Origin of the sequence: Mesorhizobium sp. M0621 (assembly GCF_040320745.1) — a bacterium.
GTDB lineage: Bacteria > Pseudomonadota > Alphaproteobacteria > Rhizobiales > Rhizobiaceae > Mesorhizobium.
The window spans coordinates 1-13,093 of the sequence record NZ_JAMYQF010000036.1; the positions used below are offsets into that span (position 1 = coordinate 1).

The window sequence follows — 13,093 nt, forward strand, 5'->3', positions numbered from 1 at the left end:
GGTCTCCGCTGAAAACGTGAAGCCAACGCAGGAACCGGCGTACCCCGTCTATCCCCAGTCGGCGCCGGCCTTTGCGCCTCGGCAGCAGGTCGCGGGGGGGGGGCCCCCCCCCCCCCCCCCCGGCGACTTCAAACGGACCTTGTTTCAGGGCTTGATACGACTATGGACGCGACAGCCCAACACAGCGCGGCAACGGAGCGGCCTCCGGCCTTGGCTCCACGTCTGACGCTGTCCGGCATTTCCAAGAGCTTTCCCGGCGTGCGCGCGCTGCACAATGTCAGCCTGTCGCTCTATCCGGGCCAGGTGACGGCATTGATCGGCGAAAACGGCGCCGGCAAGTCGACCCTGGTCAAGATCATGACCGGCATCTACCAGCCCGACACGGGCACAATCAGCATCGACGGCGAGGCCGTCACCCTGCCCAGCGCGCATGCCGCCTTCGGCTATGGCGTCACCGCCATCCACCAGGAAACCGTGCTGTTCGACGATTTGACGGTTGCTGAAAACATCTTTCTCGGCCACGCGCCACGTACGCGTTTCGGCACCATCGACTGGCGCACGATGCGCAAGAATGCCCGCGAAGTGCTCGACATCATGCATGCCGCCCATATCGACGCCGACGCGCGATTGAAGGATCTCGGCATCGCCAACAAGCATCTGGTCGCCGTGGCGCGTGCCATGTCGATCGATGCGCAGATCGTCATCATGGACGAGCCGACCGCCGCCCTTTCGATGAAGGAGATCGAGGAGCTTTTCCTGCTGATCGAATTCCTCAAAAGCGAAGGCAAGGCGATCCTGTTCATCAGCCACAAGTTCGACGAGATCTACCGCATCGCCGACCGCTACACGGTGTTCCGCGACGGCGAGATGGTCGGTGAAGGTCTCATCAAGGACGCCGGTCAGAGCCAGATCGTGCGCATGATGGTCGGCCGCGCGGTCGACCACATCTTTCCGCAGCGCAAGGCCGAGATCGGCGCGCCGGTGCTGTCCGTCTCCGGCCTGTCGCATCCGACCGAGTTCAACGACATCGGCTTCGAGCTGCACAAGGGAGAGATCCTCGGCTTCTACGGCCTTGTCGGCGCCGGGCGCAGCGAGGTGATGCAGGCGATATCGGGCATCACCCGCACGTCGGGCGGCACGATCACGCTGGAAGGCAAGGTGATCGCGCCGAGATCGGCGGCGGATTCGATCGATGCCGGCATCGTCTACGTGCCCGAGGAACGCGGCAAGCAAGGCGTAGTGATCGGCCTGCCGATCTTCCAGAACATCTCGCTGCCTTCGCTCAAGCGCACCTCAAGATCCGGCCTGCTGCGGCTGGCGGAGGAGTTTTCGCTCGCCCGCTCCTACACCGAGCGGCTCGACCTGCGCGCCTCCTCGCTCAGCCAGGATGTCGGTACGTTATCGGGCGGCAACCAGCAGAAGATCGTCATCGCCAAATGGCTGGCGACCGCGCCCAAGGTGATCATCCTTGACGAGCCAACCAAGGGCATCGACATCGGCTCCAAGGCCGCCGTGCACGGCTTCATGGCCGAACTGGTGGAGCAGGGCCTGTCGGTGATCATGGTATCGTCGGAACTGCCGGAAATCCTCGGCATGTCCGATCGCGTCGTCGTCATGCGGGAAGGTCTCGTCGCTGCGGTCTACGACAACAAGGGGCTGGACGCCGAGACGCTGGTCAGGACGGCAGCAGGGATCGCGGCATGAAGGCCTTTTTCAAATACCGTGAAATCTGGCTGCTCACGGCCATCGTCGTGCTGATCGGGCTGATATCGACGCGCTTCCCGGCCTTTGCCGACCCCGGCAATTTGCGCCAGGTGTTCAACGACACCTCGATCCTGATGATCTTGGCGCTGGGCCAGATGGTTGTCATCCTGACCCGGTCGATCGATCTGTCGATGGCGTCCAACCTCTGCTTCACCGGCATGGTGGTGGCGATGCTGAACGCCGCGCATCCGGCAATCCCGATCCCGCTGCTGATCGTTATCGCGCTGCTGGTCGGCCTGGTGCTCGGCGCCATCAACGGCCTTTTGGTCTGGCGGCTGAACATCCCCTCGATCGTGGTGACGTTGGGCACGCTGACTATCTATCGCGGCGCCACCTTCGTCCTGTCCGGCGGCGCCTGGGTCAATGCCGACAAGATGAGCCCGGACTTCATCGGCTTCCAGCGGGCGGCCTTCCTCGGCATTCCGGTGCTGTCCTGGATCGCCATCCTGGTCATCGCGCTTTTTTTCGTCCTGATGACGCGCACCGCGCTCGGCCGCTCGATCTATGCCATCGGCGTCAACCCGACGGCTTCCGTCTATGCCGGCATCGATGTCGGCCGGACGAAGTTCATCGTCTTCTGCATCTCCGGCATGATCGGCGGGCTTTCCGGCTACCTCTGGATCTCGCGCTATGTGATTGCCTCGGTCGAGGTCGCCAACGGCTATGAGCTCAACATCATCGCCGCCTGCGTCATCGGCGGCATCTCGATCGCCGGCGGCATCGGCTCGGTCGGCGGCGCGGTGCTCGGCGCGCTGTTCCTCGGCATCATCTCCAACGCACTGCCGGTGATCAACATCTCGCCCTTCTGGCAGATGGCGATTTCTGGCAGCGCCATCATCCTGGCCGTCGTGCTCAACGCGCGCAGCGAACGCCGGCAGGGCCGCATCATCCTGAGAAAGATGGAGGCGGTGACATGACCGACATCCCTGCCCCGCGCCACATCCCCGACCGGCTCGACAAGCCGTTGCGTTCGGCGATCTTTTCCTGGGAAGCGCTGCTGGTCGTGGTGGCGGTGGCGATCTTCGCCATCAACAGCTTCGCCTCGCCCTATTTCCTCGACCCGTACTCGCTGTCCGATCTCACCTTCAATTTCACCGAGAAAGGCCTGATCGCCTTCGCCATGGCGCTGCTGATCATTTCAGGCGAGATCGACCTGTCGGTGGCGGCCATCATCGCGCTGGCGTCGACCATGATGGGCATGGCGGTGCAGGCCGGCGCCGGCACGCCCGTGCTGGTGCTGATCGGCGTCGTCGTCGGGCTCGGCTGCGGCGCTTTCAACGGTCTGCTGGTGACAAGGCTCGGCCTGCCCTCCATCGTCGTCACCATCGGCACGATGAGCCTGTTTCGCGGCATCGCCTTCATCATCCTCGGCGACCAAGCCTACAAGGGCTATCCCGAAAGCTTCGCCTTCTTCGGCCAAGGCTATGTCTGGTGGGTGGTGTCGTTCGAACTTGTGCTCTTCCTCATCGCGGCCGTCGCTTACTGGTTCCTGCTGCACCGCACGAGTTTCGGCCGCCGCGTCTTTGCCATCGGCAACAATCCGGTCGCAGCACAATTTTCCGGTGTGCGCGTCGGCCGCACCAAGTTCATCCTGTTCTGCCTGACCGGCCTGATGTCGGGCATCGCCTCGGTGCTGATCACCTCACGGCTCGGTTCGACCCGGCCGTCGATCGCACAGGGCTATGAGTTGGAAGTCATCACCATGGTGGTGCTCGGCGGCGTCAGCATCCTCGGCGGTGCCGGCAGCATCGTGGGCGTCGTGCTCGCCGCTTTCATCATGGGGCTGGTGACCTTCGGGCTCGGCCTGCTCAACGTGCCCGGCATCGTCATGTCGATCTTCATCGGCATGCTGCTGATCATCGTCATCGCGCTGCCGATCGTCTGGCGGCGGCTGCGTGGTAGCAGCTGATGTCGCAGAAATATGCGTTCAAGATGAAGCTGAAGCCCGGCATGAAGGCCGAGTACAAGAAGCGCCACGACGAGATCTGGCCGTCGCTGGTCGCACTGCTGAAGCAGGCCGGCGTCTCCGATTATTCCATCCATCTCGACGAAGAGACCAGCATTCTGTTCGGGGTGCTGTGGCGGCGAGACGACCACGGCATGGACGACCTGCCGAAGCATCCGGAGATGCAGCGCTGGTGGGCCCACATGGCCGACATCATGGAGACGAAGCCGGACAACGAACCGGTGGCCGTGCCGCTGGAAACCGTGTTCCATATGGCATGAGTGCGATGCGCCACATCGCCGTCATCGACATCGGCAAGACCAACGCCAAGGTGGCACTGGTCGACCTCGCGACATTGAGCGAGGTGGCGTTGCGCCGCATGGCGAATGCGCCGGTGCGGCAGGCGCCCTACCCGCACCACGATGTCGAGACCTTGTGGACATTCATCCTCGAAAGCCTTGCCAGCCTCCACCGCGAACAGCGCATCGACGCCATTTCGATTACGACCCATGGCGCGACGGGCGCGCTGGTCGACGCCGCGGGCGAACTGGTGCTGCCGGTGCTCGACTATGAGTTCGACGGCCCACACAGGCTGGCGGCGGACTATGACGCGATCCGCCCACCTTTCGCCGAGACCGGCACGCCGCGCCTGCCGCTCGGGCTCAATCTGGGCGCGCAATTCTTCTGGCAGCAGAAAAGCTTCCCGGCGGAATTCGCCAAGGCCGCCGCGATGCTGATGTATCCGCAATATTGGGCCTTGCGCCTGACCGGTGTCGCTGCCAACGAAGTTACCTCACTCGGCTGCCACACCGATCTGTGGAACCCGTGGACGGCGAATTTTTCATCATTGGTCGACAGGCTGGACTGGCGCGGGCTGATGGCGCCGGTGAGGCCAGCCAGGGATCGCCTCGGCCCGATCCTGCCGGCGCTTGCCGCGCGAACCGGCCTTGACCGGCAAACGCCGGTCTTCTGCGGCCTGCATGACTCCAACGCCTCGCTGCTGCCGCATCTTCTCTCCGACAAACCGCCTTTCTCCGTCGTCTCGACCGGCACCTGGGTGGTGTCGATGGCGGTCGGCGGCAAACAGATTGCGCTGGATGCGGCGCGCGACACGCTGGTCAATGTCAACGCACTCGGCAATCCCGTTCCCTCGGCGCGCTTCATGGGCGGGCGCGAATTTTCCGTGCTGACGAAGGGCCAGCCCGAGCAGTGGAGCGAAGATGATGTCGGCGCCGTGCTGGCGCGAAAGGTGCTGTTGCTGCCATCGACCCAGCAAGGGTCGGGGCCGTTCCCGCATCAGACCGCGATATGGCTCAACGCCGACGGGATGAACAGCGGCCAGCGCTTTGCCGCCATCTCGTTCTACCTGGCGTTGATGACGGCGACCTGTTTCGACCTGATCGGCGCCGACGGCCCGACCACTGTCGAAGGTCCCTTTGCCCGCAACCGGCTCTTTGTCGGCATGCTGGCAGCCGGCACGGCACGCTCCGTCGTTGCGTCCGAGGCCGCCACCGGCACCAGCATCGGCGCCGCGTTGCTGGCAACCGATCAATTGATGGCGCAGGGCAAAGGCGAAAGAATGGAGCCGCCTACCGACCCGGTCTGGTCCGACTACGTCAGTGCCTGGCGCGCCGCGGTCGTAGCGCGGAGCTGACTACAAGATCCGCTTGCCGAAGGCCGACATGACGAAGTTGACGACGTCGGTGCCGATCCGGGGCTCCAGATCCGCGGTCAGGCCCGAAACATCCATCGACAGCAGTCCGCCGGAGAGCGCGATCGCCTCCATCGCCTGATGGGTCTCGCGCACAGTCAGCCCGCCGGAGCCCGCCGCCCAGCCGGCGAATTCGGTCACTGTGGGCGAGTAGCTGACGTGAAAACCTTGCGTGCCTGATGTAGCGATGCGGATCGCCTCATGCATCAGGTCGCGCATGCCCATGGCGTCGATATCGGTCATGGTGAAGGCCGACACGCGCGAATCCTTCAGCACCCTCGCTTCAGCCGGATCGGCATGGCGCAGGCCGACGATGACGACATTCTCCGGCGACAGCTGCGGCTGCAACGCGCCTGCCTTGTGGTCGAGGCAAAGCGCACGCGCCAGCACCGAGCCTTCCGGCAGGTCGATGCCGTCCTCGTCCTCGGGCATCAGGGCGGCGATGGAATCGATCCAGATCAGGCCGAAGGAATGCGTCGCGCGCGCCGTCGCGGTCAGCGCTTTGTGGGCGATGCGACGGTCGGCGCCGGCCGTCAGCCGGATCAGCCCCGACGGCGGCCGCTCGATATCGGCGAGTTCCACGACGTCGAAATTCATCGCCTCCAGCCGCGCGCCGGTGCCTTCCCGAGCCAGGATGCCGGCAGCCCCCTGCTCGGCCGTGATCTGAACCATCTTGCGGCCAGAAAAGTCCTCGACGTCATGCATCGGAGCCTTCTCGACATATTCCGAAGTCATCGCCAGCAGCATGGCGCCATAGCTCATGCGGAAGGCGACGCGGTCTCCGACGGTCGCCGGCGGATCGGCATCGGCAACATCCAGCAACAGATGGTCGCTGGAGGCGCCGAGCACCCGTATCCCCTTGGCGATCGGCGTCAACCCCTCGACCAGCACATCCTCGCGGCCGATATTGGCAATGGCGCGCAGCCTGTCGCCCTCGTCGGGGAAGACCGGCTGGTTGCCGAAGGCGTCATAGCCGGATTGACCAATCGGCCGTGACGGCTTGAGCTTGACCTCGATGATGTCGCTGGTCAGGCGGCAGGCATCGGGTTCGAGCTCGGCCCACGGCGTGTCGCGAAAAGTCTCGACGCCGCCTTGCAGGATCGCCTCGCCGACACGCAGATTGTTGATGCCGGCCGGCAGTCTGCCTTCGAGCAGCAGCGGCAGCGACGACGAGGCGCCGCCGGAGATCCAGTCGAGGCTTTTGCCGGACAGGCGCTCGGTCTTGTAGGCATGGGCGACGAGCTGGCCGAGGTTTTCCGGCGTCGGCATGATGGCGCCGAAACAGCCGAGATTGGTGCCGATGCCGGCGATGCGCACGCCTTTGTATTGCAGGATCTGCTCGACCGTCGGGACCAGGTCATTCGGCCAGATGCCTTCGCGGAGATCGCCGAGATCGATCATCAGCATGATGTCGTGGACGCGGCCCATCCGTTCGGCGATGCGCGAAATCTCGCGGATGGTGGAGAGTTCCGACTGCAGGCTGATGTCGACGGTGCGCACCACCTCCTCGACACGCGCCATCGGCGGACTGCGCAACAGCATGATCGGTGCGTTGATGCCGCTGTCGCGCAGCCGGCGGATGTTTTCGAACCGCGATTCGGCGATGCCGGCAACGCCGCCGCGCAGCATGGCGCGCGCCACCTGCGGCATGCCGCAAGTGCCCTTGGTGACGCCGAACACCTTGATGCCCGATAGCGCGCAACGCTCGACGATGGTGCGCGCATTACGCTCGATGCGGCCGAGGTCGATGGCGACTTGCGGTCCCGACATCCTAGCCTCCGTAGACCAGCCCTTGCGGGTCGATCTCCGGCTTGCGGCCGGCAACAATATCGGCAAGGAATTTTCCCGAGCCGCAGGCCATGGTCCAGCCGACGTGGCCGTGGCCTGTGTCGAGATAGAGGTTCTCATAGCGCGCCTGGCCGATGACCGGCACCGAGTTCGGCATCATCGGCCGCAGGCCGGCCCACAGCTCGGCCTTTTTCTCGTCGAAAGCACCGGGGAACAGGTCCTTGCCGGTCCTGAACATGGCGGCAAAGTCGCTCGGCTTGTGGGTGCGGTCGAAGCCGGTGAATTCGGCTGTCGAAGCGAGCCGCAGCCGGTTGCCAAGCCTGGAATAGGCGATCAACTGGTCCTCGTCGGCGCCGCCCATCGTCGGACCCTTGCTTTCGTCTTCCAGCGGGATGGTCGCGGTATAACCCTTCACCGGATAGACAGGCAGGTCGATGCTATAGCGGCGGCCGAGCAGGCCGCTTTCCGGCCCCATCGAGACGACCACGGCATCACCCGAAACCGGTCCGGCGGAGGTCATCACCGCGCGCACCCGGTCGCCCTCGATATCGAGGCCCTCGACCGTCGTTCCATAGAGAAATCTTACGCCAAGCTTTTCGGCTGAATGAGCGGCGAGTTTTTCGACGAACTGTCGGGAATCGCCGGTCTGGTCGATCGGCGAATAGACGCCGCCGGCGATCTTCTCCTTCACACCGGCAAGACCCGGTTCAAGTTCGACCAGCCGTTCGCGGCCGACGATCTCGATCGGCAGGCCGTGCTCGGCCAGATAGCGATAATTGTCGGTGCCGGTGTCGAGACTGTGCTGCGAGCGGAAGAAATAGAGGATGCCCTTCTTGCGCTCGTCATAGCGAACGCCGGTCTCGGCGGAGATGGCGTTGATGCAGTCGCGGGAATAGAGCGCCAGGCGCAGCTTGACCCGGCTGTTGGCGCGCAGGCGCTCTTTCGTGCATTGGCGCAGGAAGCGCAGGCTCCAGGCGAGGAAGTAGGGATCGAAGCGCAGCCGGACCTTGATGCCGAGATCATGGTTGTAGAGCGCACGCAGGAATGTCTTCAGGGCCGCCGGCGAAGCCCAGGCGGTGGCATCCCCCGGCGACACCAGACCGGCGTTCGACTGGCTGGTGCCGCGCGCCGGCGCCGCATGGCGCTCGATCACGGTGACCTCGTGGCCGTCGCTCGCCAAATAATAGGCGGCGGCCGTACCGACGACACCGGCCCCGAGCACCGTTATTTTCATGCCATCCCCCAAAAGCTCCTCGCGGCGCAGCGCCTCCACGTCGTGCCGCGAATGCCTTCAATAGCGCTTCGCCGCGTCCCTTGCGAGCCCTTGGGAGAGCCCGGCTCAGCCCCGCGCGGAGTTCTTGCCGGTCAGGATGCGCTCCCAGGCGAGCGCGTCGGCAACGATCTGGTCGAGGTCGTCGCGTTGCGGGGTCCAGCCGAGTTCGGCGCGGGCGAGATCCGAATTGGCAACCACCGCCGCAGCGTCGCCGGGACGGCGGTCGCCCATCTTCACCTCGAAATCATGGCCAAAGGCGCGCCGCACGCTGTCTATGACCTCGAGCACCGAGTAACCATGACTGTAGCCGCAATTGGCGACGAGGCTTTGTCCCCCGGCGCGTAGCCGCTGCAGGGCCAGGCGATGCGCCGCCGCCAGATCGCTGACATGGATATAGTCGCGCATGCAGGTGCCGTCCGGCGTCGGATAATCGGTGCCGAACACCTGCATGAACAGCCGCTTCCCGAGCGCCGTCTCGCAGGCGACCTTGATCAGATGGGTGGCGCCCGGCGTCGACTGGCCGGTGCGGCCCTTCGGGTCGGCGCCGGCGACGTTGAAATAGCGCAGCGCGGTATAGCGCAGGCCGTGCGCGATCGCTGCATCGCGCAGCATCCATTCGCTCATCAGCTTGGACAGGCCATAGGGCGATTCCGGCGCCAGGCGGGCATCCTCGCGCACTGGCTCCAGTCCGGCGCCGCCATAGACGGCCGCGGTCGAGGAAAAGATGAAATTGGGCACGCCTTCGCGCACCGCGGTCTCAATCAGCGTGCGCGTCTTGCTGGTGTTATTCTCGTAGTAGGCAAGCGGGTCGGCGACCGATTCCGGGACCACGATCGAACCGGCGAAATGGATGATCGCGTCGACCTTGTTGTCCCTGATGATCGAGCCGACCAGCTCCCTGTCGGCGACATCGCCAACCACCAGCTTCGCCTCCGGCGCCACCGCCCATTCGAAGCCGGTCGAAAGACGGTCGAGAACGACCACGCTCTCGCCGGCATCCAGCAGCTCCCAGACCATATGGCTGCCGATATAGCCGGCGCCGCCTGTTACCAAAACTGTCATCCGCGACCTCGCATCTCAAGATTTATCGGAAACTGTCTCAACCCCGCTCTACTGGAAAGCCTGCCTGATGGCCATTAGAACTCGTGGTAACCGATATTGTCGGCATGTGGCATCGTCCTGAAACAAAAATTGATCCACATCAACGGAATAGGCCACGATCCGTGGTCGTTAGGAACAGGTCCGGGGCGTGGCATTTTGACCAAAAAGGCCCGGTGGACGACCAATAGGGCAATGATTATGATCCCGCGCAAAATTGGGAAGTCGACATGAACTATCAGCGGTTTTTCGAGGAAGCGATCGACCAGCTCCATGCAGAGCGTCGCTATCGCGTCTTCGCCGACCTCGAGCGCATCGCGGGCAAGTTTCCGCGCGCCATCTGGCGTTCCAACGGCCGTGCCGAGGAAATCACCGTCTGGTGCTCCAATGACTATCTCGGCATGGGCCAGCATCCCGACGTCATCGCCGCTTTCCAGAATGCGGCCGGCAAAATGGGGTCGGGCGCCGGCGGCACCCGCAATATTTCCGGCACCAGCAATCCGCTGGTAGAGCTCGAGCTGGAGCTTGCCGACCTGCACGACAAGGAAGCCGCACTCGTCTTCACCTCCGGCTTCGTCTCCAACGAAGCCTCGATTTCGACCATCGCGCGGCTTTTGCCCAATTGCCTGATCATCTCGGACGAGTTGAACCACGCCTCGATGATCGAAGGCGTGCGGCGCTCCGGTGCCGAGAAGAAGATTTTCCGTCACAATGACGTCGCGCATCTGGAAAGCCTGCTGCAGGCGGCGGGCCGCGAACGCGCCAAGCTGATCGTCTTCGAAAGCGTCTATTCGATGGATGGCGACATTGCGCCGATCAAGCAGATCGTCGAACTCGCCGAGCGCTACAACGCCATGACCTATATCGACGAGGTCCATGCCGTCGGGATGTACGGACCGCGTGGCGGCGGCATCACCGAACGCGAGGGCCTGGCCGACCGCATCGACATCATCGAAGGCACGCTCGCCAAGGCATTCGGCACGCTGGGTGGCTACATCACCGGCACAAGTGCTGTCATCGACGCCGTGCGCTCGTATGCGCCGGGCTTCATCTTCACCACGGCGCTGCCGCCGGCAATCGCGGCTGCCGCGACCACGTCGATCCGCCATCTCAAGCGCTCGCAGGCCGAGCGCGACGCCCAGCAACAGCAGGCGACGCGAACCAAGCAGATTCTCTCAGCGGCCGGCCTGCCGGTGATGGAATCGCCGACCCATATTGTGCCGGTGCTGGTCGGCGATCCGGAAGCTTGCAAGATGGCCAGCGACCGGCTGCTCGGCGTGCACGGCATCTACATCCAGCCCATCAACTACCCGACCGTGCCGCGCGGCACCGAACGGCTGCGCATCACGCCGACGCCGTTCCACTCCGATGCACTGATCGCCGAACTGCAGGACGCGCTGGTCGAGACCTGGGATGCACTCGGCATTCCCTACGGCTCCGCCGGTCGGCCATCTGTGGCCAAGAGCGACCGGATTATTCCGTTGCTGGTGCCGAAATCAGGCGGCTGAAGCCCGTTTTAAACTCTCCTGACGCGGGTTTCTGCGTCAGCGACTCAAACAGTCTTCATCCAATTCGCCAGACGATGCGCCGCTTCCTCGATCTGGTCGAGGCGGCGGTGGAAGCACAGCCTGAGGAAGGCTTCGCCGCCGGGGCCGAAAGCCGTGCCGGGAGCCAGGCCGACATTGGCTTTGTCGACGATGTCGAAGGCAGCCGCGCGCGAATCTGTGATGCCGTCAACCGTGAAGAAAAGATAGAACGCACCTTGCGGCACGGTGAACCGGGCACGGCCGGCGGCGCCGAGAATGCCGCAGACCAGATCGCGCGCCTTGCGCGCCCGCTCTACCTGTTCGGCAACGAAGGCATCGCCTTCGTCAAGGGCCGCAACCGCGCCGCGCTGCATGAACTGGGCAACGCCGGAATTCGAATACTGGATCAGGTTCTCGAACACCTGCTGCAGGGACGGATGTGTCTTGATCCAGCCGACGCGCCAGCCGGTCATCGCCCAGTTCTTGGAGAAACTGTTGACGAACAGGATGCGGTCTTCCGCCGTGGCGATATCGAGGAGGGACGGCGCACGGCCATGGCTGTAGTGGAACAGTGAATAAATCTCGTCGGCGATGATCCAGAGGTTTTTCGCGCGCGCCAGATCGAGGATCGCCCGCAAGGTCTCGTGATCGGCGGTCCAGCCGGTCGGGTTAGACGGCGTGTTGATGAACAGCGCCTTGGTGCGAGGCGTAATCGCCGCCGCGATCTTCTCGACGTCGCAGGACCAGCCATTGCCGGAATGGTCGAGCGTGACCGTCACCGGAACGGCTCCCGATATCCCTGCTGCAGCGTCGAAATTCGGCCAGGCCGGCGACAGATAGATGACCTCGTCGCCGGCACCGGCGAGCGCGTCGAGCGCCAGCTGGATGGCATGCATGCCGGACCCGGTGACGATGAATTGCTCCTCGGGGAAGGTCTTGCCGAAATGCCTGGCATAGTAGCGGGAAAGCGCCTGCCTGAGATCGGGGATGCCTCTCTGCCAGGTATAGAATGTCTCGCCGCCGGCCAGCGCCTTCGACGCGGCATCGGTGATGAAGGCCGGCGTCGGCAGGTCGCCCTCGCCGGCCCAGAGCGGGATCATGCCCTCGCGCAGGCGGCCGTAATTGACGACGGCGACAATGCCGCTTTCGGGCGCGGCGCGGGCCTCAGTGCGCAAGCTGTCGATCAGGGTCATGGGCGGGTCCGTTCCAATCTCGGGCGTTGATCAGCGCTCCTTACCAGATGCGAAAACAGAAAACCCCGGCCGCGAACGACCGGGGTTTTGGTCCAGCAAGGCTTTGCCGAATTATCTCTTGGCGAGCAGGTCGCGAATTTCGGTGAGCAGCGCGACATCGGCCGGCGGCGGAGCGGCTGGTGCAGCCGGCTTCTCGCGCTCAAGCCGCTTGCGCATGTTGTTCACCGCCTTGACCATCAGGAAGATGATGAAAGCGAGAATAAGGAAGTTCAGCGCCACGGTGATGAAGCTGCCATACGCGAAAACCGCGCCTTGCTTTTTGGCGTCCGCCAGCGACGTGGCGTTGACGGCCGAGGAGAGCCCCAGGAAATAGTTGTTGAAGTCCAGGCCGCCGAAAATCGCGCCGACGATCGGCATAATGATGTCGTTGACAAGGGAATCGACGATCTTGCCGAAGGCCGCGCCGATGATGACGCCGACCGCAAGGTCCATCACATTGCCCTTGGAAATGAATTCCTGGAATTCTTTCAGCATTCGACCCTCCTTGTCATGACCGGTCGCACTGCCGTTTCCGTCCCTGCGGGCATCGACCTAAGGGCAACATAACAAAAACCTCCGGTTGCAACATCGGCAAAAAGGGGAAAACAACTGCTTTCTCTGTGGGCACCCCTGGTTCTGCTTATCTGAATGTCGCGGCCGCGATCATGCTTCCAAAGCCGCGATGGACTCGGACGCGAAGCTGTGATTGCGTCCGGGCAAGCCGGATAAAAGACGGCATAGGAGGAAATTCCAAGC

The 13,093-nt window shown here is 63.8% G+C and carries 11 protein-coding genes; 6 read left to right on the top strand and 5 right to left on the bottom strand.

Features of this window, described 5'->3' with window-relative positions; translation table 11 throughout:
- Positions 1–162 precede the first annotated feature (162 nt).
- From NKI38_RS22235 to NKI38_RS22255, 5 genes are read left to right on the top strand one after another with little or no spacing between them, the layout of a single operon-like run.
- A complete protein-coding gene (locus tag NKI38_RS22235) occupies positions 163–1,704 on the top strand; it encodes a sugar ABC transporter ATP-binding protein (RefSeq protein ID WP_352660698.1) in 1,542 nt (513 codons plus the stop codon).
- Positions 1,701–2,681 carry an ABC transporter permease gene (locus tag NKI38_RS22240; RefSeq protein ID WP_352660701.1) on the top strand — a complete coding sequence of 327 codons (981 nt, stop codon included), beginning with the start codon at positions 1,701–1,703 and terminating at the stop codon, positions 2,679–2,681. The genes NKI38_RS22235 and NKI38_RS22240 overlap by 4 nt, the downstream gene beginning before the upstream one ends.
- Positions 2,678–3,673, top strand: a complete 996-nt coding sequence (locus NKI38_RS22245; RefSeq protein ID WP_352660703.1) for an ABC transporter permease — start codon at positions 2,678–2,680, stop codon at positions 3,671–3,673. The genes NKI38_RS22240 and NKI38_RS22245 overlap by 4 nt, the downstream gene beginning before the upstream one ends.
- Complete coding sequence (gene rhaM / locus NKI38_RS22250; protein ID WP_352660706.1) at positions 3,673–3,990, top strand: L-rhamnose mutarotase; 318 nt, start codon at positions 3,673–3,675, stop codon at positions 3,988–3,990. The genes NKI38_RS22245 and rhaM overlap by 1 nt, the downstream gene beginning before the upstream one ends.
- The gene (locus NKI38_RS22255; protein ID WP_352660709.1) at positions 3,987–5,363 is read left to right on the top strand and encodes an FGGY-family carbohydrate kinase; all 1,377 of its coding nucleotides are present in this window, start codon (positions 3,987–3,989) and stop codon (positions 5,361–5,363) included. The genes rhaM and NKI38_RS22255 overlap by 4 nt, the downstream gene beginning before the upstream one ends.
- On the opposite strand, the gene NKI38_RS22260 is transcribed toward NKI38_RS22255, so the two are convergent.
- The 3 genes from NKI38_RS22260 to galE all read right to left on the bottom strand — a co-directional run bounded on the left by NKI38_RS22260 (position 5,364) and on the right by galE (position 9,543).
- The gene (locus tag NKI38_RS22260) at positions 5,364–7,190 is read right to left on the bottom strand and encodes an alanine racemase (RefSeq protein ID WP_352660712.1); all 1,827 of its coding nucleotides are present in this window, start codon (positions 7,188–7,190) and stop codon (positions 5,364–5,366) included. It abuts the gene before it with no gap.
- Between the two features lies 1 nt (position 7,191).
- Positions 7,192–8,442, bottom strand: coding sequence for a D-amino acid dehydrogenase (locus NKI38_RS22265; RefSeq protein WP_352660715.1), 1,251 nt, complete (start codon positions 8,440–8,442; stop codon positions 7,192–7,194).
- Positions 8,443–8,547: 105 nt separating this feature from the next.
- Positions 8,548–9,543, bottom strand: a complete 996-nt coding sequence (gene galE / locus NKI38_RS22270; RefSeq protein ID WP_352660718.1) for a UDP-glucose 4-epimerase GalE — start codon at positions 9,541–9,543, stop codon at positions 8,548–8,550.
- A gap of 266 nt (positions 9,544–9,809) precedes the next feature.
- On the opposite strand from galE, the gene hemA reads away from it, so the two are divergent.
- Complete coding sequence (hemA, locus tag NKI38_RS22275; protein ID WP_352660721.1) at positions 9,810–11,087, top strand: 5-aminolevulinate synthase; 1,278 nt, start codon at positions 9,810–9,812, stop codon at positions 11,085–11,087.
- A 44-nt stretch (positions 11,088–11,131) separates the two neighbouring features.
- Here the strand turns inward: hemA and NKI38_RS22280 are convergent, their stop codons facing one another.
- Positions 11,132–12,298: a pyridoxal phosphate-dependent aminotransferase gene (locus NKI38_RS22280; RefSeq protein ID WP_352660724.1), complete on the bottom strand. Its 1,167-nt coding sequence runs from the start codon at positions 12,296–12,298 to the stop codon at positions 11,132–11,134.
- 111 nt (positions 12,299–12,409) lie between these two features.
- Positions 12,410–12,832 (bottom strand): large conductance mechanosensitive channel protein MscL, encoded by a 423-nt coding sequence (gene mscL / locus NKI38_RS22285; protein WP_056588266.1) that lies wholly within the window; start codon positions 12,830–12,832, stop codon positions 12,410–12,412.
- Between the last annotated feature and the right edge of the window lie 261 nt (positions 12,833–13,093).

Coding starts and splice junctions, on each gene's coding strand:
- NKI38_RS22235 (WP_352660698.1), top strand. CDS start 163: ATGGACGCGACAGCCCAACACAGCGCGGCAACGGAGCGGCCTCCGGCC.
- NKI38_RS22240 (WP_352660701.1), top strand. CDS start 1,701: ATGAAGGCCTTTTTCAAATACCGTGAAATCTGGCTGCTCACGGCCATC.
- NKI38_RS22245 (WP_352660703.1), top strand. CDS start 2,678: ATGACCGACATCCCTGCCCCGCGCCACATCCCCGACCGGCTCGACAAG.
- rhaM (WP_352660706.1), top strand. CDS start 3,673: ATGTCGCAGAAATATGCGTTCAAGATGAAGCTGAAGCCCGGCATGAAG.
- NKI38_RS22255 (WP_352660709.1), top strand. CDS start 3,987: ATGAGTGCGATGCGCCACATCGCCGTCATCGACATCGGCAAGACCAAC.
- NKI38_RS22260 (WP_352660712.1), bottom strand. CDS start 7,190: ATGTCGGGACCGCAAGTCGCCATCGACCTCGGCCGCATCGAGCGTAAT.
- NKI38_RS22265 (WP_352660715.1), bottom strand. CDS start 8,442: ATGAAAATAACGGTGCTCGGGGCCGGTGTCGTCGGTACGGCCGCCGCC.
- galE (WP_352660718.1), bottom strand. CDS start 9,543: ATGACAGTTTTGGTAACAGGCGGCGCCGGCTATATCGGCAGCCATATG.
- hemA (WP_352660721.1), top strand. CDS start 9,810: ATGAACTATCAGCGGTTTTTCGAGGAAGCGATCGACCAGCTCCATGCA.
- NKI38_RS22280 (WP_352660724.1), bottom strand. CDS start 12,298: ATGACCCTGATCGACAGCTTGCGCACTGAGGCCCGCGCCGCGCCCGAA.
- mscL (WP_056588266.1), bottom strand. CDS start 12,832: ATGCTGAAAGAATTCCAGGAATTCATTTCCAAGGGCAATGTGATGGAC.